18 protein-coding genes are annotated in these 20037 nt (G+C 73.4%); 12 read left to right on the top strand and 6 right to left on the bottom strand.

Annotated features, from left to right (window positions below; all coding sequences use genetic code 11):
• Nucleotides 1-98 precede the first annotated feature (98 nt).
• Nucleotides 99-461 (top strand): hypothetical protein, encoded by a 363-nt coding sequence (locus tag ACWCSU_RS07020; RefSeq protein WP_357697804.1) that lies wholly within the window; start codon nucleotides 99-101, stop codon nucleotides 459-461.
• A 55-nt stretch (nucleotides 462-516) separates the two neighbouring features.
• On the opposite strand, the gene ACWCSU_RS07015 is transcribed toward ACWCSU_RS07020, so the two are convergent.
• Nucleotides 517-1101, bottom strand: a complete 585-nt coding sequence (locus ACWCSU_RS07015; protein ID WP_364090371.1) for an HAD family hydrolase — start codon at nucleotides 1099-1101, stop codon at nucleotides 517-519.
• 126 nt (nucleotides 1102-1227) lie between these two features.
• Between ACWCSU_RS07015 and ACWCSU_RS07010 the strand changes: the two genes are divergently transcribed.
• The 4 genes from ACWCSU_RS07010 to ACWCSU_RS06995 are packed head-to-tail and all read left to right on the top strand — an operon-like array spanning nucleotide 1228 to nucleotide 5702.
• Nucleotides 1228-2046 carry a DUF4253 domain-containing protein gene (locus ACWCSU_RS07010; RefSeq protein WP_357697800.1) on the top strand — a complete coding sequence of 273 codons (819 nt, stop codon included), beginning with the start codon at nucleotides 1228-1230 and terminating at the stop codon, nucleotides 2044-2046.
• Between the two features lie 53 nt (nucleotides 2047-2099).
• On the top strand, nucleotides 2100-3617 hold the full coding sequence (locus ACWCSU_RS07005; RefSeq protein ID WP_449934122.1) for a hypothetical protein: 1518 nt from the start codon (nucleotides 2100-2102) through the stop codon (nucleotides 3615-3617).
• A complete protein-coding gene (locus ACWCSU_RS07000) occupies nucleotides 3614-4033 on the top strand; it encodes a hypothetical protein (protein ID WP_449934120.1) in 420 nt (139 codons plus the stop codon). Before ACWCSU_RS07005 ends, ACWCSU_RS07000 begins: the two co-directional genes overlap by 4 nt.
• A gap of 49 nt (nucleotides 4034-4082) precedes the next feature.
• Complete coding sequence (locus tag ACWCSU_RS06995) at nucleotides 4083-5702, top strand: MFS transporter (protein ID WP_449934118.1); 1620 nt, start codon at nucleotides 4083-4085, stop codon at nucleotides 5700-5702.
• 36 nt (nucleotides 5703-5738) lie between these two features.
• Here ACWCSU_RS06995 and ACWCSU_RS06990 read toward each other — a convergent pair whose 3' ends face one another.
• Nucleotides 5739-6548, bottom strand: a complete 810-nt coding sequence (locus tag ACWCSU_RS06990; protein WP_449934116.1) for an SAM-dependent methyltransferase — start codon at nucleotides 6546-6548, stop codon at nucleotides 5739-5741.
• A gap of 190 nt (nucleotides 6549-6738) precedes the next feature.
• Nucleotides 6739-7995 (bottom strand): Scr1 family TA system antitoxin-like transcriptional regulator, encoded by a 1257-nt coding sequence (locus tag ACWCSU_RS06985; RefSeq protein ID WP_364090385.1) that lies wholly within the window; start codon nucleotides 7993-7995, stop codon nucleotides 6739-6741.
• A gap of 222 nt (nucleotides 7996-8217) precedes the next feature.
• On the opposite strand from ACWCSU_RS06985, the gene ACWCSU_RS06980 reads away from it, so the two are divergent.
• The 5 genes from ACWCSU_RS06980 to ACWCSU_RS06960 all read left to right on the top strand — a co-directional run bounded on the left by ACWCSU_RS06980 (nucleotide 8218) and on the right by ACWCSU_RS06960 (nucleotide 13491).
• On the top strand, nucleotides 8218-8949 hold the full coding sequence (locus ACWCSU_RS06980; RefSeq protein ID WP_357697788.1) for a hypothetical protein: 732 nt from the start codon (nucleotides 8218-8220) through the stop codon (nucleotides 8947-8949).
• A gap of 495 nt (nucleotides 8950-9444) precedes the next feature.
• On the top strand, nucleotides 9445-9645 hold the full coding sequence (locus ACWCSU_RS06975; protein WP_357697786.1) for a hypothetical protein: 201 nt from the start codon (nucleotides 9445-9447) through the stop codon (nucleotides 9643-9645).
• Nucleotides 9646-9682: 37 nt separating this feature from the next.
• A complete protein-coding gene (locus tag ACWCSU_RS06970; protein ID WP_357697784.1) occupies nucleotides 9683-10423 on the top strand; it encodes a maleate cis-trans isomerase family protein in 741 nt (246 codons plus the stop codon).
• Entirely contained in the window at nucleotides 10420-11604 is a 1185-nt protein-coding gene (locus ACWCSU_RS06965; RefSeq protein ID WP_357697782.1) for an FAD-dependent oxidoreductase, read from the top strand. The genes ACWCSU_RS06970 and ACWCSU_RS06965 overlap by 4 nt, the downstream gene beginning before the upstream one ends.
• Nucleotides 11605-11631: 27 nt before the next feature.
• Complete coding sequence (locus ACWCSU_RS06960) at nucleotides 11632-13491, top strand: hypothetical protein (RefSeq protein WP_449934112.1); 1860 nt, start codon at nucleotides 11632-11634, stop codon at nucleotides 13489-13491.
• 31 nt (nucleotides 13492-13522) lie between these two features.
• Here ACWCSU_RS06960 and ACWCSU_RS06955 read toward each other — a convergent pair whose 3' ends face one another.
• On the bottom strand, nucleotides 13523-15445 hold the full coding sequence (locus ACWCSU_RS06955) for a Xaa-Pro dipeptidyl-peptidase (RefSeq protein ID WP_449934110.1): 1923 nt from the start codon (nucleotides 15443-15445) through the stop codon (nucleotides 13523-13525).
• Between the two features lie 76 nt (nucleotides 15446-15521).
• Between ACWCSU_RS06955 and ACWCSU_RS06950 the strand changes: the two genes are divergently transcribed.
• Both ACWCSU_RS06950 and ACWCSU_RS06945 read left to right on the top strand, forming a co-directional pair.
• The gene (locus ACWCSU_RS06950) at nucleotides 15522-16511 is read left to right on the top strand and encodes an ADP-ribosylglycohydrolase family protein (RefSeq protein WP_449934108.1); all 990 of its coding nucleotides are present in this window, start codon (nucleotides 15522-15524) and stop codon (nucleotides 16509-16511) included.
• Between the two features lie 31 nt (nucleotides 16512-16542).
• Nucleotides 16543-17202: a FadR/GntR family transcriptional regulator gene (locus tag ACWCSU_RS06945; protein WP_357698317.1), complete on the top strand. Its 660-nt coding sequence runs from the start codon at nucleotides 16543-16545 to the stop codon at nucleotides 17200-17202.
• Between the two features lie 25 nt (nucleotides 17203-17227).
• Here ACWCSU_RS06945 and ACWCSU_RS06940 read toward each other — a convergent pair whose 3' ends face one another.
• Complete coding sequence (locus ACWCSU_RS06940; RefSeq protein ID WP_449934105.1) at nucleotides 17228-18577, bottom strand: NADH-quinone oxidoreductase subunit N; 1350 nt, start codon at nucleotides 18575-18577, stop codon at nucleotides 17228-17230.
• Nucleotides 18574-20037, bottom strand: a complete 1464-nt coding sequence (locus ACWCSU_RS06935; protein WP_357698321.1) for a complex I subunit 4 family protein — start codon at nucleotides 20035-20037, stop codon at nucleotides 18574-18576. Before ACWCSU_RS06935 ends, ACWCSU_RS06940 begins: the two co-directional genes overlap by 4 nt.

Raw genomic sequence — 20037 nt, 5'->3', positions numbered from 1 at the left:
TCCCTGCCCTCACGTCTCCCCCCACAGCACCGCACAAGCCGGCGTGCCGCGTGCTGCCCGGAAACCGTGACCGTCAGGGAACAGGCCAAGGAGAGACCATGCCATCGAAGAAGTCTCTGTTCCTTTCCGTCGCCGCCCTCGCCACCGCGGCCTGCGTGACGGCCACCGTCGTGGCGCTCCAGGCGTCCAGCCCCGTCTCGGCGGCCACCCGGCAGGCGGCGCTGCCGCCCGGCTACCAGCTCGTCACCCTGCCCAACGCGAACGTCCCCAACTTCCAGCGCCGCACGGTCTACTGCCCGGGGAGCAAGCACGTCCTCGGCGGCGGCGGCGAGGCCCGCGGCAACGGCGCGATCCTGGTGGGGTCGTTCCCCACCGATGACGCCCGCGGCTGGATCGCCCTCGGCCGCCAGATCGGCTACAACGACGTCGGCATCAGCGTGTTCGCCATCTGCGCCGACTGACCTCGCCGACGGCCCCGCCCGCTTCCCCGCGGGCGGGGCCGTCGCACGTCCTCGCTCAGAGGTGACCGAGGACGGCCGCCAGGTCGGCGACGCTGCGGTAGTGCACGCCCGTCATGCCGAGCGCCCTGGCGGCCTCCACGTTCGGCAGCCGGTCGTCGACGAACAGGCAGCGCGCGGGGTCGGCCCCGGCGCGTTCGGCGGCGATCTCGTAGATGCGCGGATCGGGCTTGGCCACCCCGACCCTGGCGCTGCTGACCAGGTCGTCGGCGAAGTAGGTGAGGCCCAGCCGGTCGAGGTGCTCCTCCACGGTGTCCATGGCATTGGTCACGATGATCACCGGCACGTGCTGCTGCGCCTTGGCCAGCAGCGCCCTGACCTCCTCGTCCACCCGGAACGGCACCGCCCCGAACTCGGCCACCGCCTGCCTGGCGCGTTCGTCGCCGCCGAGGGCGACCGCGACCGCGTCCAGCCACTCGCGCTCGGTCATCCGGCCCAGCGTGGCGGGCTCGATCAGCTCCGGGGCGAAGGCCGTGGCCATGAGCGGCAGGGCGTACCTGGCCTCGATCTCGGCCTGGACGGTGTGGTCGAAGAGGCGGAGCACGCCATCAAGATCGGTGAGAACCGCGTCGAAGGGGATCACAGCCATCATTGTGCCGTGAAGCACCGCATCCGCTGGTCCGAGAAGGTTTCGCGTGCCACCAAAGACCCGGGGCGACCCGCGGCACTACCATCTCCGAGACGGGATTCGGTATCGGAACGGTAGGGCATGGACGATCACCAGCTGCCACCTGAGTTGTGCCAGCTGTTCGCCGACGGCGGCAAGGGGCGCAGACTGCCCCCGGGCCTGCCCGAAGGCGACGTGGTCTGGCCCGACCCGGCCTACACCCGGCAGGTCGCGGCGGCCCGGCCGGCGTTCTGGATGAGCGACGAGCGCGCCGCGGGCGAGGACTGGTCCTTCATGCGGGTCTGGCATCCGCACAGCGGCCTGTGGCCGGTCCTGCTCGACGAGTCGGCCCAGCCGTGGGCGATCGGGCAGATCGTGCCCGACGACCCGCTGCTGATCGGCCACTTCACCGCCGAGGGGTTCATGACCGAGGTGTGGCAGGAGTGGGTGTCGCAGATGCCGCGCGACGCGCTGGCGGAGTTAGAGCCGTACGGGGCGCTCTGCCCGGGGCTGGCGCCGCCGGGGGTGCCCCGCGCCGACCCCGGCGACGTGGCCGACTGGCTGGCCCGCGAGCTGGCGCCCAAGGGCATGCCGCTCGGGCTGGTGGCGGCCGGCCGGGGGGCCGACGCGCTGGCGGTCATGGGCTGGCAGGGCGCGCTGCACCACAACGAGTGGATGGTGCCGCTGGCGGCCGTGGTGCGGAGCTGGGAGGACCGGTTCGGGGCCCGCGTGGTGAGCGTCGGGTTCAACACGCTCGACCTGAGCGTGGCCGCGCCGCCCGCCGACCCCGAGCACGCCCTGCACGTCGCCGCCGAGCACTGGGCGTTCTGCCCCGACAACGTCGTGCAGGGGCCGGGCGACCTCCAGGGGTACGCCGACCAGATCATCGGGCAACACGCCTGGTCGTTCTGGTGGGACTGAATGCCCGGCTTTTACGCTAGCTTTAACCGCGACAGGGAGGGCTCGGTCACAGAATGTCACGGGGAGATCTGACTCCGGAGCTGCTGCATTCCTCGTCCTGGACGGACCGGCTGGTGCAGGCGGCCGGCATCCCCGTCCATGACGTGCCGCTGGTGTCGGTGGGCGGCGGGCTGGGCTCGTTCACCCTGGTCGACGTGTTGCGCGTCCGGGGCGTGCCGATCCCCGCGATGCGGGTGCTGTCCACCAGCGACACCCCGTGGCAGACGTGGGAGTACCTGACCCGCGTCTCCCAGTTGCCCGCGCACGAGCGCATCCGCTCCGACGCCGGCGCGCGTCCCGACAACATCTGGGGCTTCCCCTCGTACGCGGTGCAGGAGGCGTGGCAGGACGGCTCGCTCAAGCCGATCCTCCAGGTGCTCGCCGAGCCGCTGTTCACCGACTTCTACAGCCCGCGCGCCGGGCTGGTCACGCAGACCGTGCGGCGCGAGGCCGACCGCATCGGCTACTGGCACATGCTGGCCAAGGGCCAGGTGCGCATGGTCAGGAAACGGCTGGGCGGCGGGTACTTCACCGTGCTCACGCCGCCGTCGGGCACCTCGCCGACCAAGCGGGTGGTGCTGCGCTCCCAGTACGTGCACCTGGCCGTCGGCTACCCGGGGCTGAAGTTCCTCGACGACCTCCAGGAGTTCCGGCAGGCCAAGGGCGAGCGGTACCGGGTGGTCAACGCGTACGAGCCGCACGAGCACGTCTACGACCAGTTGCGCAAGCGTCCCGGGGTGGTGGTCGTGCGCGGCGCCGGGATCGTGGCCTCGCGGGTGCTCCAGCGCCTGATGGACGACCGTGAGCGGTACGGCCTGCACACCCAGATCGTCCACCTGTTCCGCACGTACGTGGCCGGCCCGCACGGCCCCAGCGTCTTCATGCGGCGCCAGGGCGGCGACGGCTGGGCCTACCAGGCGTTCACGATGCCCAAGTCGGCCTTCGGCGGCCAGCTCAAGGCCCGTTTCAGGAAGGCCACGCCCGAGCAGCGCGCCGCGATCTCCAAGACGGTGGCCGGCACCACCACCCCGAAGCTGGCCCGCTGGCAGGAGCAGATGCGCAGGGGCCGCCAGGGCAACTGGTACCACCCCACCCAGGCCGTGGTCGACCGCATCGAGCAGGCCCCCGACGGCCGCCTGGTCACCCACACCAGCAGCGTGCACGCCGCCGCCATGCAGTACGTGTCCGACTTCATCATCGACTGCACCGGGCTGGAGGCCGACATGCCGGAGCACCGCGTGCTCGACGACCTGCTGCGGCACGGCGGCGCCCAGCCCAACAAGGCCGGCCGGCTGCGCGTCGGCCCGCATTTCGAGGTGCTCGGCGCCGAGAGCGAGGGCGGCGTCCTGTACGCCTCGGGCGCCGCCACGGCCGGCAACCACTTCCTGGCCGTGGACAGCTTCCTGGGCATGCAGACCGCCGCGCTCGACATCGCCGCCGACCTGACCAGGCGCGGGTTCTGCAAGGGGCTCGGGCCGATGAGGTCCGCCGCCCAGTGGCTGCGGTGGGTGGCGAACAGGAGGCCCGCTTGATCCCGACGCTGGCCGGGCGGTTGCAGACCCGGCTGTTCACGCTGGCCACCGTGGGCGCGGCGCTGACCGCGCTGATCACCCTGGTGCTGCCGATGTCCTTCAAGGACGCCTATCTCGTGCTGCTGGTCGTCGCCGTCGCGGGCGTCGGCTGGGAGCTGCTGTACCACCTGCTCATGCAGTTCCGCTGGGACAAGGACTGGCCGACGCTGTTCGGGCTGGTCACGGCCGTGCCCGAGGGGCTGCTGACGTGGCTGCTGCTGGACGGCGGGCTCGTTCCCGGGGTCACCGGCCCGGTCGGCGCGGGGGCGTTCGCGGTGATGTTCGCCTTCGTCTGGCTCGGCCAGTGGTTGTTCGTGAACGGGCCGATGCGGGTGTTGTTCGTCGAATGGCGGCTGCGCGGCGGCCGCCTGCTCTGATCACGGATCTGCTCACGGATCTGCTCACTGATCTGCTCACGGAGGGGCAATGGGGGGCGTCGAGCTGGCTCGACCGCTGTACTTCTGGCTCGGTTTCCTGGCCACGGTGGCCGGGGTCGTGCTGCATCTGCCGATGTACCTGCACGGCGCCGACATGCACTACCGCCTGGCGGGCATGCCGATGGACCCGCCGATGGCGATCGGCATGGCGCTGATCGTGGCGGGGCTGGCGGTCACCGCGTACGGGCTGATCCCGCCCGGCGCGCTCACCGCCCGGCCCGCCGCCGAGGTACGCGTCCGCGCGCTGGACGACGCGCGCATGCGGCCGGCGCACATCGGGCTGATCGTGGTCATGTCGGTCGCGGTGATCATCGACGCCATGAAGCCGATCACGCTCGGCTTCGTCGCGCCCGGCATGGCCAAGGAGTACGGCCTGAAGTCCGCGCTCAACCCGGCCGGCGAGCTGCCCGTGGCGCTGCTGCCGCTGGCCGGGCTCACCGGGACGGTGCTCGGCTCGCTGCTGTGGGGCTGGATGGGCGACAAGATCGGGCGCAAGCCGTCGATCCTGTTCGCCGGGGTGCTGTTCATCGGCACCGCGATCTGCGGCGTCATGCCCGACTTCGAATGGAACCTGGCCATGTGCGTGGCCATGGGGCTGGGCGCGGGCGGCATGCTGCCGATCACGTTCTCGCTGCTGGCCGAGACGATCCCGCCCCGGCACAAGGGCTGGGTGATGGTGCTCATCGGCGGCAACCTGGCCGTCGCCTACCTGGCGGCGAGCTGGCTGTCGGCGTCGCTGGCGCCGACGTTCTCCTGGCGGGTCCTGTGGCTGGTCGGGCTGCCGACCGGGGTGTTCCTCATCCTGCTCAACCGGTTCATCCCCGAGTCGCCGCGCTTCCTGCTCGCGCACGGCCGCGACGCCGAGGCCCGCGCGGTCCTGGCCCGGTACGGCGCGGCCGCCACCACCGAGGAGGCCGCGCAGGAGGTCACCGCCGACGTCGAGCGCGTCGAGGACGAGCACGCGGGCGGCTACTCGCGGCTGTTCCGCCGCCCGTTCACCGGGCTGACGGTGGCGGTCGTGGTCCTCGGGCTGAGCATCGGCCTGGTCACGTATGGCTTCCAGCTCTGGATCCCGTCGAATTTGCAGAAACTGGGCCTCGACCAGCAGACGGCCGACCGGGCGCTGCGCGACTCGACGCTGCTGGGCCTGCCGCTGATCTTCATCTCGGCCGCCATGTACGGCCTGTGGAGCGCGAAGAAGACGATCGTCACGCTGTCGGCGCTGGTGGGGGCGGCGCTGGCGGTGCTGGCCTTCTCCGGCGAGACGCTGGCGCACGACCGTACCTGGCTGTACCTGCTGCTGGCCGGGCCGATCGTGGGGACGGCGACGATCGGCGCGGTGCTGGCGGCCTACAGCTCGGAGATCTACCCGACCCGGGTGCGCTCGCGCGGCTCGGGGTTGTCGGCGGGGATGGGCAAGGCGGGCGGCGTGGCCGTGACCGCCGTGCTGGTGGCCGGGGCCGCGGCGCCGTCGATCGGCACGACCGCGCTGCTCGGGGCGGTCCCGCTGGTCCTGGCCGTGGTGGCGGTGCTGGCGTTCGGGGTCGAGCCGTCCAAGGGCGCGGCCGGCGAACCGGCCACGCCCGCCACCGCCTCCACCGGCGCCTGACACCCGGAGACGCCGCGCCGCGGCCCCGCCCCTGCTTCAGGGGACGCGGGCCACGGCGCCGTACGTGCCCGACGAGCTCGGCCGGTCGGAGCAGGCGGTGCCGGAGCCGTCGGGCCGCCACTCCGGGACCCACACCAGCCCCGGATCGACCAGCACCAGACCGTCGAGCAGCGCCGCCACCTCCTGCCTGCCGCGGATCGCGTGGCCGGGCAACGTCATGGCCAGCAGGTCGCGGATCGCCGGCAGCAGCTCGCCGGGCACGCCGTCGAACGTCGTCTGCAGCAGCGACAGGTAACTGCCGTCCGGCGCCGCCCGGCGGACCCGTTCGAGCACGTAGTGGACGTACGCGTCGTCGGCCAGGCTGTGGGTGGACAGCAGCAGCACGGCCAAGGGCCGGTCCCAGTCGAGGAAGCGCCGCACCACCCCGTCGTCGAGGATGGCGTCGATCTCCCGCACGTCGCCCTCGACCACGCGGACCAGGTCGGTGATCGGCTCGATGGTGGCCCGCGCGAGGGCCAGCACCATGGGATCGTTCTCCACGTAGACCACCCGGGCGGGCGCGCCGCCTGGGCCTCCCATGGCCACGTCGTGCAATTGCCGGCCCGCGGGAAGACCGCTGGGCACGCCGCTTCCCACAATGATGAACTGGTCCACGCCTTCCGCCGCCAAATGACGGACCACGCGCATCAGGAATTGCAGGACGGCCCGTGCGGCGGTGGTCGTCACGGACGCGGCCTGGTCATATCGGCGCACCAGATCGCGGTCGGCCGAGAAGTTGTTCTTCCCGCCCGCGGCCGCGTCGAGCACCCGGGTTGTCGTCGCTCGGGTCATCTCCAGCTTTGCCAAGTTTCGGATGGCACGCTGACGCATTGAGTGTTGCCCCTTTCCCCTCGCCCACTATCTCGGGAAAAGATGTCCTTTCGGACCCCACTCGATGACCCAGACCATATGATCCTCGATACGCGCCGGAAGACAACAGGAAAAGCATTAATTCTACGGAAATATGCCTTACCTGAATGGCCCGCCCGTGAGGAGATCATTTTCCGATCGAGCGCGAGAGGCGTTCGCGGTGGGCCTCCAGCACCTCGTACGTCTCCTCGCGGGTGGTGGTCGTCACCGACAACTTCGTGAACGCCTGGTGGTAGGTCTCGACCGCGGCGACGTCGGTGATCAGCTCGTCGGACTCGATGCCGTGGGCGCAGGCGACGTCGGGCTCGAACGCCTCGGCGAAGCGCCACAGCGTGAACGGGCCGGTGCGCGGCACGTACGCGGGGTCGTCGACCGGCACGACGTGCAGCGAGACGTTGGGCCGCTTGGCGTGGTCGAGCAGCAGGTCGAGCTGGCGGAGCTGGGCGTGCGGGCCGACGATCGAGCGCAGCAGCACGGCCTCGTCGATCACCGCCCACAACACCGTGTCACCGGCCGCGGACAGCACCTCCTGGCGGGCCATGACCAGCGCCAGGGCCTCCTCCACCGACGGCTGCCCGAGCGTGGCGGGCCCGGCCACGGTGAGCGCGGCCCGCGCGTAGTCCTCGGTCTGCAACATCGGCGGGACGAACTGCGGATGGTACGTGCGGATCACCGTGGCCCGCTGCTCCAGCGCGTACGCGGTGGCCAGCCAGACGGGCACCGACTGGGCGTCGTACCAGGCGGCCTCGCGCTCGCCCCTGGCCAGGGAGAGCACGTACTCACGGACGGGCGGGGCGGTGACGCCGTAGAGGCCGAGCAGGCGCTCGACGGTGATCGGCGTGGGCGCGAGGCGGCCCTCCTCGATGGCGGGGATCGCGGCGGCGCCCCTGCCGAGCGCGATCTCGACCTGCTCGACCGAGAGCTGCACGCCCATGCGCAGGCCGTGGAGCCGCTTGCCGAGCGCGCGGCGCTGGGAGTCGTTGAGCGGCGTGGCGGCGTCGGGGATCTCGGGGGCCGGCTCCGGCTCGCCGGGCAGCCCCTCGGCCCGGCGCGCGAGCTCGACCACGCCGCGCAGGACGGCCAGCGACCCCTCGGACAGCCCGGAGGCCGACAGGCCGATCGCGGCCGCCCGGAGTTGCAGGTCCTCGACCGCGCCGGACTCGTAGTGCTCGTCGCCGACCAGCCAGCCGACGCTCACCTGGAGGCAGGCGGCCAGCGCCCGGAGCACCTGGAGCGTCGGGTTGGTCTGCTTGCCGGTGCGGAGCTGGCTGACATAGGCGCGCGTGATGGGTATGCCCGCCTCGGTGAGGGCGGAGGCGACCTGCGCGCCTGTGAAGCCGCGCTTGGTCAGCGCGAGATCGAGCCGTTCGGCGAAGTTCGCCACGGCGCACCTCCTACCGCCCGTGAACTTTTCCCAGCCTAAGGTACGAGACCCCCACTGTCCCCTGCCACGCGGGCCAGCTCTGCCCGGCGGGTAGGTACCAACTTATTCGCAAAGTGTGAGTTGACATAGCCCCTCTTTCCAGCACAGTATCGGAGCGCGTGGTAACTGTGGCTTAACAGCCCGGACGATTCGCGAGAGTCTCCGGGGAGGAGGTGGCCGGACGTGACCATGGACTCCCTCGGCGGCTCGCGCTTCCTGGAAGATCCGGTCTCCCGGGGGCAGGAGCAGGTGGTCCGGCGCATCTGCGCGCGGGTCGCCGGCCCGCTGACGAGCCGTGACGTCCATGTCGCCGAGCTGCCGCTCGGCGGGGTCGAGGTCTGGCTGGACAGCCCGCGCCACCGCTGGCGGCTCCACCACCGCATGGCCCGCGAGCTGCGGCTGGCCGGCTGGCACACCGAGCCCGGGGCCGACCGGCTGCTGCTGCTCGGCTGGAGCGCGGTCTGCCTGGGCCACCGCGCCAGGATGCTGGGCGCGGCCCTGTCCGGCCGGCTGGCCCACTTCGACCGCACGTCGTTCGCGGCCGTCATGATCGCCACCCGGCTGCGGCACGAGGGGCTGCCCGCCGCCGAGCTGCCCGCCGCGGTGGTCGACCGCTGCCGCGACGCGCTGCGCTGGCCCGCCCGGCTGGCCGACCTCGACGGCCTCGAACGCAGGTCGTCGCTGGAACCCATCAGGCTCAGGCTGGCCCAGGTGGCCGGGCTGGAGTCGAAGGTGGGCCGGCGCTGCGCCGAGCACCTCGCGCTGGCCTCCAGGGTCGCGCGCACGGTGGCCGGCGACGCGCCGCCCGTCCGCTCGCGCGCCTCCGGGCCGCGTGCGGGACTGACCGAGCGCATGGTCTGCGTCAGCGTGCCCAACAGGACCGCCGCCGCGCTCGATCCGGAGACGGCGCGATGACGCCGATCTTCCTCGCCCGACGCCGGGCCTCGCCGCCCACCGACCCGCCGACCCGGCACGCGGCCACGCCGGCTGCCGCTGCGACGGCCAAGGTGGCGGCCCTCAAGCGGCCGGCTCCGGCTCTACCCCATCCCTCCGGCACCGTGTGTCACGTGCTCGACAAAGTCGGCACGGTGCTGACGGCCGGCGCGGTAGCGGCTGGCGTGCCGGCCAACTCAAGGGGTAGTGCCTGGGGCCGGCTTTCCTCGCGGTCGTCCGCCCGTGATCGGGCGGCGGCCTCCGCGATCGAGGAGGCGGGCCCGCCCGGCTCCCCGATCGACCCCACCGGCACGGCGGCGACGCCGGGCGCGACGATCGGCGTGACGGGCGCCACGACTCTGATCGACCGCCCCCTCCGGGGGCCGGCATCCGTGCGGGCCCCCGTGCCGGTGGCCATGACCTCCGCGGGCCGCGCCCGGCCCGCTTCACCCGGATCCGCGACTGACAGGAGTGATCATGCTCACCGACGAGGTGTCCAGGCGGCAGCCGCACGAAGTGCACGCCCGGGGCGCGCGGCCCCAGCCCGCGGAGCCCAGGGGCGAGGGCCGGGACGAGCCGGCACGGGCCGAGGCCCCGGCGCGCACCGTCCACCGGCTGCGCCGGATCCGGCAGGTGTCCGTCCAGGCGATCGGCGAGATCGACCAGGCGCTGGCCTGACCGTCATGCGCACGGTCCACGACCCGGAAGGTGTGAGATGAGCCGCGGCAGGGTGGGCGTGATCGTCGCCCCCGCCAATCCCTCGGCGGAGCCCGAGCTGACCCGCCTGCTCGGCTCGCGCGCCGACATGCACGTCACCCGCTTCCCCGTGCACCGGGGAGTGGCGCTCGCCGAACGACTGGAGAGCTACAACGAGGCGCTGCCCGGCATGGTCTGCGCGTTCGACGGCCTGCCGCTCGACGCCCTGGTCATGGCCTGCAGCGAGGCGCGCTACCTGCTGGGGCCCGACGAGGACGGCGACCAGTGCGCCCGGCTGTCGGCCTCGACCGGCGTGCCGTTCGCGTCCTCCACACAGGCCACCAGGGAGGCGGTCGAGCATGTCGGCGCGAGCGACATCGTGCTGGTCTCGCCGTACCAGCCGTGGCTGACCGAGCTGGCCGAGCGCTTCTGGAAGACGGCGGGGCTCAACGTCACGCAGGTCGTCCAGGTGCGGGCCGCCAAGGGCGGCTACTCCTCCTACGCGGTCACCCCGGCCGAGCTGATCACCCAGGTCGAGCGGGCCGAGGTGCCCGGCGACGCGGTGCTGCTGTTCACCGGCACCGGCATGGCCACGCTGCCCGTGCTCGGGCCGCTCAGCGCCGGCAACGACCGCACGCTGCTCACGTCCAACCTCTGCACCGCCTGGTGGGCCCTGTCGCGGGCCATCGGCGAGCACGTCACGCTCAGCCGGGTGCCCTACCGCCGCCACATGGCGGAACAGGGGAGGCGCCCCGCATGAACGGCGTCATCGTGGTCGGGGCCGGCCCGGCGGGGCTGACCGCGGCGCTCTCGCTGGCCAGGGCCGGGATCCCGGTCACCGTGCTGGAACGGGAGAACGAGCTCGCCGTGCAGGCGCGGGCCTGCACCTTCCACCCGGCCACGCTCGACCTGCTCGACGAGCTGGGCGTGGCCTCGCAACTGGTCGCCAAGGGCCGCGTGGTCGACCGGGTGCAGTGGCGCGACCGGTCGGGGATCGTGCTGGCCGAGATGGGCATGAACCGGCTCAACGGCCTGACCAAGCACCCGTTCAAGCTCCACGCCGACCAGGCCGCGCTCACCCCGCTGCTGCTCGCGGCCCTGAACGCCTACCCCGACGTCGACGTGCGCTTCGGCACGCGCGTCGACGGGGTCTCCGAGGGGGGCACCGGCATCCGGGTCCGCGTCGGCCACACCTGGACGCGGGCCCGGTACATGATCGCCGCCGACGGCGGCCACAGCACGGTACGCGGCTCGCTCGGGCTGCCCTTTCCCCGGTCGGCCTACCCGACGCAGGCGCTGCGGGTGTTCACCGACTCGCCGCTCGACCGGCTGCTGCCGAGCCTGGCGCCGCTCACCCACGTCCGCGACGTGCAGCAGTCGTGCACGCTGCTCGCGCTGCCCGACCACTGGCGCATCATCTTCAGGATCCCCTGCGACGCCACCGAGCCGCTGTCCTCGCCCAACGTCTCGATGCTGGTCCGCCGCGCCCTGCCGGGGGCGAGCGGGCCCATCCACGTGACCGGGGCCGACCGGTTCGGGCTGTCCAGGGGCGTGCTGACCTCCTACCGCTGCGGACGGGTGCTGTTCGTCGGCGACGCCGCCCACCTGACCTCCACGGTCGGCGGCCTCAACATGAACGCCGGCATCCACGACGCCGCCGAGGTCGGCCAGGTGATCGCGGCCGTGCTCGGCGGCTTCGCGCCGCCCACCGCGCTGGAGGCGTGGGCGTGGCGGCGGCGGTCCGTGCTGCTGCAGCGGGTGATGCCGCGCGGCGGGACGCGGCCGGCCGGCGTGCGCGAGCGCGACAGCGCCCGGCTGGCCGCGGCGATGGCCGGGCTGCGGGCCATCGCCGGCGACCCGGAGGCCACGCGGGCCTATCTCGCGCAGGCCTCGCTGCTCGACACCGTTCCCGGCTCCACCGGCGGAGCCCGGCCCGTCTGAGACACCGCTGAGGAGGTGTGACACCGCATGTGGCGAACGCTCTCGGACGAAGCGCGCCAGTCCATCCGCGAGCTGTGCGACACGCACGGCTCCGGCCTCTACGACTACTGCCGCACCGAGCTGGCCGCGGGCGACGCCGAGCAGGCGGTCGCGGGCGCGCTGGTGTCCGCCCACCTCTACGCGGGCCGGATGCCCGACCCCGCCCTGTACCGGCCCTGGCTCTACGCCCTGGCCCGCGCCCATCGCGCGTTCGTGGCCAAGCCGGCCAGCATCGGCTCGTGGTCGCGTCCGGGGCGGATGTCGGAGCTGCTGCCCGAGGCGCTGCTCTCCCTCGACCGGCCGCTGCGCGAGCTGCTCGATCTGTCCCTGCGCCACGGCCTGTCCGACGCCGAGCTGGCCACCGTCTTCAGCCTGAGCCAGGACGAGGTCCGGGCCGTCGTGACGCGGGCGTCCGACGGGCTGGAGGGCTGGTTCGCCGCGATCATCGCCGCGCGCGGCCGTACGGGATGTCCTGATCTGACCACGCGGGTGGCGGCCTGGGTCACCTCGCCGGGGCGGCGGGCCCGCGCCCGGATCAGCCGTCACATCCAGGGCTGCGCCGCCTGCCGGGCCGCGCCCCGCACCATGTCGGCCGCCACGCTGCTGCGCCGGCTGCCGATCGCGGCGCTGCCCGGCACACTGCCCACCCGGCTCGCCTCGGCGCAGCCGCTGCCCGCCGACGCACCTTTCTGGCGGGCTGACGGCTTCCCCGTGCAGGCACGCACCCTGGTGGAGCCCCTCGGGGCCCCGCCGGGCGTGGAGGCAACGCCGAGGCCCCCGGTCGCCGACCCCACGACGGCGACACCGGGAAAGCCCTGGTCGGCGGCGGGCGCGGCCGCCGCCGACCAGGAGCCTCCGGGACCGGCGGCGCGCGGCCGGCACCCGTTCACCCCGACGAGCCGCACCCGGCCCTTCCGCGGCTCGCCGGGCGACAAACTCGTCTACGGCGACCGCGCCGAAGGCGGCCTGAGCGGCACCGTCGTCAACGGCACGGCCAACGGCAGCGCCGTCGGTGGCCCCGCCGGTGGAGCTGCCGGTGGAGCTGTCGGTGGAGCTGTCGGTGGAGCTGTCGGTGAGGCCGGCGGCGACGGCGCCGCCGCCCCACCCGGCGCCATGATCATCCGGTACGGCGGCATCGGCTGGAACGGCGAGCCCGGCGCCCTCGACCGGCTCGACGGCGAGGCGCCCTGGCAGGAGTTCTGGCGCGAGCAGCCCGAGGAGCCCGAGCAGGAGACCGAGGCCCCGATCCGCGCGGTGGCCAGGCTCGGCCTGCTCCTGGGCGTCGGCCTGCTGGTGGTGGGCCTGGTCTGGGCCGTGCTCAACGCCCGCGCCCACCCCGCGACGACGGTCACCAGGACGGCGGCGCAGTCGAGCCTCCCGGCCGAGACGCCCACGCGCTGGACGGCCGCGATCGGCCCGGCCGCCGGCTCCGGCCTGTCGTCCCAGGACAGGAAGGTCGAACTGCCGAAACCGGACCCGCCCACGGCCCGGGTGTCGCCCCGGTCGGTCTCGCTGGGGTCCGGGCGCGCCGGGTCGTTCTCCCTGTCGTGCACCGGGACCTGCCGCGTCGTCTCGGCCACCGGCACGCGCGGCATCGTCGTGGACGGCACGACGTTCCGGGTCACGGACCCGCGGTCGCGGCCCGGCTGCCCCGGAGGGCCCGACGTGCGGCGCGGCCGGATCACCATCGTCTGGACGGCCCGCGCCACCGGCGACGGCCTGCGCACCGGCGGCACGGCGACCGCCCGTGGCACGCTCGCCCTGCCGGTGAGCTGGACGATCGCCAGGGACAAGGGCGTACGGCGGCTGGACGCCGAGCGCGGCGTCCACTGGAGCAACTGCCGATGAGGCCCCGGACACGCCGGGGCCTCACGCGCGGCTAGAAGAACTGGAACCCGGGCTCGGGCTCCGGCAGGTCGAGCTGCCGCGGTCCCCTGAACGTGGCGCCGTCCTTGGGCACGTCGGTCAGCGGCGTCCCGAGCACGAACGGCACGGCCACGCTGCTGCCGGCCAGGTCGACGGTGACGGTCGCGCCGGTGCCCTCCTCACTGGTGTAGGTGGTGTCGGTCCCGGCCAGCACCAGGCCGATCCGGTGCCCCTTCCTGAACGTGTAGTCCTGCGGCAGCGTCAGCCACTTGACCGTCCCGTACGTGCCGACGGGCAGCGGCCGGGCCTGGCTGAGCGAGTCGCGGTTCTGGACGTCGATCCAGCCGCGGGCGACGATCTCCAGCGGGCGGGTGGCCACGTTCGTGGTCACCTTCTTGTAGCAGGCGTCGTCGGCCGCGGTGCTCTCGCCGTGGCAGTCCTCCTCGGTGAGCGTGGTGACTCCCTGGCCGCGCCGCCAGTCGACGCGGGTGTCCTCGCCGAAGTCGACGAGCAGGGCGGTCAGGTTGGCGGTGGGCTTGTCGAGCTTGACCCGCAGGTCGGCGGTGGGGACGCCGGACAGGCGCAGGTCGAGCGGGAGCGCGCCGGTGGTGAAGGCCGCGCGGCCCGGCTGCGCCGTGCCGACGTCGGCCACCATCTCGTTCTCGCTCAGCGCGAGGTCGGTGAAGGTGGCGGTGCTGTTCCCGCGGGCCCTGAGCAGGCCGAGCGAGCCGTCGGCGGCGGGCCGCAGCACGGCCTTGAGCGCGTACGGGGCCGGCCAGTCGCGCTGGGTGGTCCACTGCGCCGGGCCGAGCTGCACGTCGGCGCGGGGCTCGTTCGTGATCCCGTTGCGGACGCCGTGCAGCCAGTAGTCGAACCAGCGGTGCAGGGTGTCCACCCACAGGTCCCTGCGGCCCTCGAAGTCGAACGGGTCCACGTGCTGGTACTGGCCGACCCAGATCTTGCGCGGCACGTTCCGCTGGGCCAGGGCCTGCCACCAGGCGGAGAAGTTGTCCGGCCGGACGTTGAGGTCGTTGACGGTGTGCACGACGAACACGCTGGCCTTGACCTTGGAGGCGTCGCCGAGCAGGCCCTTGAGGTAGTCGCGTTCGTTCCAGAAGGCGTTGTAGTCACCGGTGTCGTCGCCGTCCTCGGCGTCCATGCGGTCGCGGACGGCCTGGCACTTGGCCTCGGGGTCGGTGTCGACGTAGTTCGTCAGCCAGGAGGCGTAGTCGTAGTTGTAGACCACGCCGTTCGAGCGCTGGTACTTGTACCAGGAGCTGATGGCCGAGATGGGGACGATCGTCTTCAGGCCCTCGACGCCGGTGGCGGCCACGGCGTTGGCGAGCGTGCCGTCGTACGACTTGCCGATCATGGCGGCCTTGCCGGTGGTCCAGTCGGCCACGGCCGGGGTGCCGTCGGCCCTGGTCGCCTTGGCCCGGCCGTTCAGCCAGTCGATGACAGCCTTGCCGCCCAGCACGTCGGCCTTGCCGCCCATGTCGGGGCAGCCGTCGGACCTGGTGGTGCCGAGCATGTCCACGTTGAGGACGGCGTAGCCGCGCGGGACGAAGTAGTTGTCGTAGAACAGGGGGAATTTCGTGACGTTTCCGGAAGCGTCGTACTGCTTGCGCTCCCCCTCGTTCCCGCGCCCGGAGTTGTCGTAGTACGGACTCTCGTCGATGATCACGGGCACCTTGAGGCCCGGACCGGACTCCTTGGGACGGATGATGTCCACCCTGACCCTGTCGAGCGCGCCGTCGAGGTCGCTGTCCACGGTGGACTCGACGTACACGTGCTCGCGGACGGCGTCGGCGTAGGAGAAGACCGGCTGCGTCCGGCCGTCCTTGACGGTGATCGTGGGTCCGGCAGCGGCTTGTGCCGGGGTCGCGATCGCCAGAGTGAGGGCGACCGCGAAGAGGGCCGGGCGTAATTGTGGCACGCGTGACCTCCGTGACAAGTGTCTAGATTTACCCCGCAATCTCTCACCCGCCCCCAAAGCTGACAAGATCCCAGCTATGGACGTACAGGACCGGATCCGGGGCTGCCTGCTCGGCGGCGCGATCGGCGACGCGCTCGGGGCGCCCATCGAGTTCGAGTCATTGCGGGAGATCCGCCGGCATCACGGCCAGGACGGCATCACCGGATATGTCGCCACCTGGCGGGGCACGAGCGCGCTCGTCACCGACGACACCCAGATGACCCTCTTCACCGTCGAGGCGCTGACCCGCGATCCGACGCCCGGCGGGGTGCGGCAGGCGTACCTGCGCTGGCTCGACACCCAGGAGCACCGGGCGCCCCCGCCCGCCGACCGTCCCCACCGGACCGGCGCGCTGCGCGAGGAGGGCTGGCTGTACTCGCGGCGGGCCCCGGGCAACGCCTGCCTGTCCGGGCTGCGCCGGCCCTTCCCCGGCCCGTCGCCGTTCGGCACGCCCGGCCCCGTGAACCCCGACTCCAAGGGCTGCGGCACGGTCATGCGCTCGGCGCCGTTCGGCCTGCTCGCGCCGTACGACGCGGGCGCCGCGTTCGAGCTGGCTGCGGTCTGCGCGCAGATCACCCACGGCCACCCGACGGGTTACCTGGCCGCCGGCGCGTTCGCCGCGATCGTCGCCCGCGTGATGACCGGCGAGCCCCTGGAGGACGCCGTCCACCACGCCCTCGGCCTGCTGGCCGGTCGGCCGCGGCACGAGGAGACGTCCGGCGCCCTGCGCGCGGCGCTCGACCTGGCCGCGTCCGGCCCGCACTCCCCCGAACGGGTCGAGTCGCTGGGCGGCGCCTGGGTGGCCGAGGAGGCGCTGGCCATCGGCGTCTACTGCGCCCTGGCCGAGCCGTCGCCCGAGCGGGCGCTGCTGCTGTCGGTCAACCACTCGGGCGACAGCGACTCCACCGGCTCGGTCTGCGGCAACCTGGTGGGCGCCGTGCGCGGCGCGGCGGCGCTGCCGGCCGCCTGGCTGACACCGCTGGAGGGACGCGAGACGATCGAGCGGCTGGCCGCCGCCCTCCTCTAGGCTGGAGGCCCACCGGGACGGAAGGGATCGCATGCGTAACGTCGCGCGGACCTCGCTCGTCGACTCCGCCATCGAGGAGCTGCGCAGGGAGATCGGCAGCGGGGCGTGGCCGGTCGGGACGAAGATCCCGTCCGAGAGCCGGCTCGCCGAGAGCCTCGGCATGAGCCGGCTGTCGGTGCGCGAGGCGGTGCGGGTGCTGGCCCACGCCGGGCTGCTGCAGACCAGGCAGGGCGACGGCACGTACGTGACCGCCACCGACGAGTCGCAGGTGGCGCTGCGCCGGCGGCTCGACCGGGCGGCCGCGATGGACATCATCGACGTGCGCCGCGGGCTCGACCTGGTGGCCGCCCGGCTGGCGGCGGTCAAGCGCACCGGCGACGACGTGGCCGCGATGCGCGAGGCGCTGACCCGCCGCGGGTCGGCCGCGCGCACCGGCGACCTCGACGGCTTCGCCGACGCCGACGCCGACTTCCACCTGCTGGTGGCCGACGCGGCGCACAACCCGCTGCTGGCCGACCTCTACCGCAGCATGCGCGACGCGCTGCGCGAGAGCGTCAGGGACAAGGAGCAGGCGGCGCTGGCGCCCGACCCGTCGCACGACGACCTGCTGGAGGCGATCGAGGCGGGCGACGCGGCCAGGGCGGTCGAGGTCGCGGTCGCCATCCTCGACGTCCAGGAGAGCGACCTGTGACCCGCGCGCCCGTCGCGGCGGACGGTCAGCGGGCGAACAGCACGGCGAGCCCGGCGGCCGGGCCCAGCAGGATCGAGGCGGCGGCGCACACCTGCGCGACCGGGCTCGGCACGGCGGGCCGCGCCGGGCCCTCCGCGGCGAAGACCGGGCGGATCCAGCGCAGGTAGTAGAAGAGGCTGGCGACCGTGTTGGCGGCGGCGACCACCGCGAGCCAGGCGTACCCGCCGTCCCAGGCCGCCGCGAACATCAGCAGCTTCCCGGCGAACACGGCGGTCGGCGGCGTCCCTACCAGCCCCAGCAGGCAGACCACCAGCGCGAACGCCGTCCACGGCGACCGCCGGCCGAGCCCCGCGTAGTCCCGCAGCCGCTCGGCCCCGGTGGCGACCACGACGGCGAACGCGCCCAAGTTCGTCACCGCGTAGGCGGCCAGGTAGAACAGCAGCGCGGGCGCGGCCAGGCCGGTGCGTCCCGCCACCGCGACCGGGACCAGCAGGTAACCGGCCTGGCTCACCGTCGAGTACGCCAGCAGCCGCCGTACGTTCTCCTGCTGGAAGGCGGCCAGGTTGCCCAGCGTCATCGTGCCGGCGGCCAGCACGGCGAGCAGCGCGGGCTCGTCCAGCACCGTCGTCGCCAGCCGGTACAGCGCCACCAGCGCCCCGATCTTGGGCACCGTGGTGACGAACGCCGCCACCGGCGCCGACGTGCCCTCGGTGACGTCGGGCACCCAGAAGTGCGCGGGCGCTCCCCCGGCCTTGAACAGCGGCCCGGCCAGCAGCAGCACCGCGCCCACGGCCGGGGCCCGCGCGGCGGGGTAGGCGGTGGCGCCGGACCAGCCGTACACGAGGGTGACCCCGGCCAGCATGAGCACGCCGAGGAAGGCGCCCATCAGGTAGTACTTGAGCGCCGCCTCCGTGCCGGACGCGTCCTTGGCGAAGCCCGCCAGCGCGTACGCCGGGATGCTCGCGAGCAGGTACGCCGCCACGAGCACGAGCAGGTCGTCGGCCCCCGCCATGAGGACGGACCCCAGCGCGGCCAGCACCATCAGCGTGTACAGCTCGGTCTCCCTGCTGTTCCCCCTGGCCCGTCCGGTGGCGAGCCACACGCTGAGCAGGGTGGCCAGGCAGACGGTCAGGCGGGCCGCGCCGGTCGGCGGATCGACGGCGTAGGCGTCGAAGGCGAGGGCGGCGGGGCGGCGCAGGGCGGCGGCGCTCGCCGCGATGGCCCCGGCGAGCGCCGCCATGCAGATCCAGGCGGCCACGCGCTGCCGGTGGCGCGGCACGAACAGCCCCGCGACCAGCGCCGCCACGGCTCCCGCCAGCATCAGGACCTCCGGCAGCAGGCCGGTGACCGCCGCGCCGTCATGGGGTGCGGTCATCGGCCCGCCAGGGCGACGACGGCGCGGGCGGCAGGCTCGATCAGGTCGAGCAGCGGGCGCGGGGCCAGGCCGATGAGCAGCGACAGGACGAGCAGCGGGGCGATCGCGGCCAGCTCGCGCGGCCGCACGTCGGTGACCCGCGGCGTCAGCTCGCCCGGCTCGCCGAGGAACGCGCGTTGCAGCACCCGCAGGAACAGCGCCGCGGTGATCAGGATGCCGACGACGGACAGCGCGCCCGCGACCACGGCCCCCGAGCCGATCACCCCGGTGAAGATCTGGAACTCCGCGATGAACCCGGACAGTCCCGGCAGCCCGAGCGAGGCGAACGCCGCCACCGCCGTGAGCCAGGCCAGCACGGGGGCCCGTCCGGCGATGCCGCCGTACCGGCCGAGGGCGTAGCCGCCCGCGCGGTCCCACAGCACGCCGGTGATCAGGAACAGCGCGCCGGTGACCAGGCCGTGGCTGACCATCTGGGTGACCGCGCCGGTGACCGCCAGCTCCTTGGCCCGCGCCGGCCCGCCGGCCAGCCCGGCGGCGCCCAGGGCGAGGACGACGTAGCCCATGTGGTTGACCGAGGTGTAGGCGATCAGCCGTTTGAGGTTCTCCTGGGCGAGCGCGACCAGGGCGCCGTACAGGACGCTGACCAGGCCGATCAGGATGACCAGCCAGGCGTACGAGCGCCACGGGCCGGGCAGCAGCGGCACGGCGATGCGGGCCAGCCCGTACGTGCCCATCTTGAGCAGCACCCCGGCGAGGATGGCCGAGCCCGCGGCCGGGGCGTCGGTGTGCGCGGGCGGCAGCCAGGTGTGCACGGGCACGACCGGCGTCTTGACCCCCAGGCCGATCCCGATCGCGAGCAGCACCGCCGCGCCCGCGTCCGGCGGGCGGCGGGTGAGGTCGGCGAGGTCGAAGGTGTGCGGGTCGGCGGCCAGGTACAGGCCGATGAACCCGAGCAGCAGCGCCAGCGAGCCCAGGAACGTATAGAGGAAGAACGTCAGCGCGGACCTGGCCCGGTCGCCGTGCCCCCAGCCGACGATCACGAAGTACATGCCGACGATGGACAGGTCGAAGAAGACGAAGAACAGCAGCAGGTCGAGCGCCGCGAACAGCCCGGTCGAGACGGTCTGGAGGAACAGGAACAGCGCCGCGTACGCCTTGGGCCTGGTGGGCTCGCGCAGCGACTGGACGGCGCAGAGCAGGAACAGCACCGCGGTCATGGCGATCAGCGGGAGCGACAGGCCGTCCACGCCGACGTGGTAGCCGGCGCCCGCCGTGGGGATCCAGCGCACCCTGGTCTCGTACGCCAGGCCGCCTCCGTACCCGGTCCACAGGGCGACGACCAGGGCCAGGTCGGCGGCGGAGGCGGCCAGCCAGATCCGGCCGGCCGCGCGCGCGGTGACGCCCGGCAGGACGAGCAGGGCGGCGGCGGCCAGCGGCAGGAACACGACGACGTTGAGCAC

This window comes from Nonomuraea sp. NPDC001699 (genome assembly GCF_053596455.1).
This window is presented reverse-complemented; position numbering and strand designations above follow the sequence as displayed.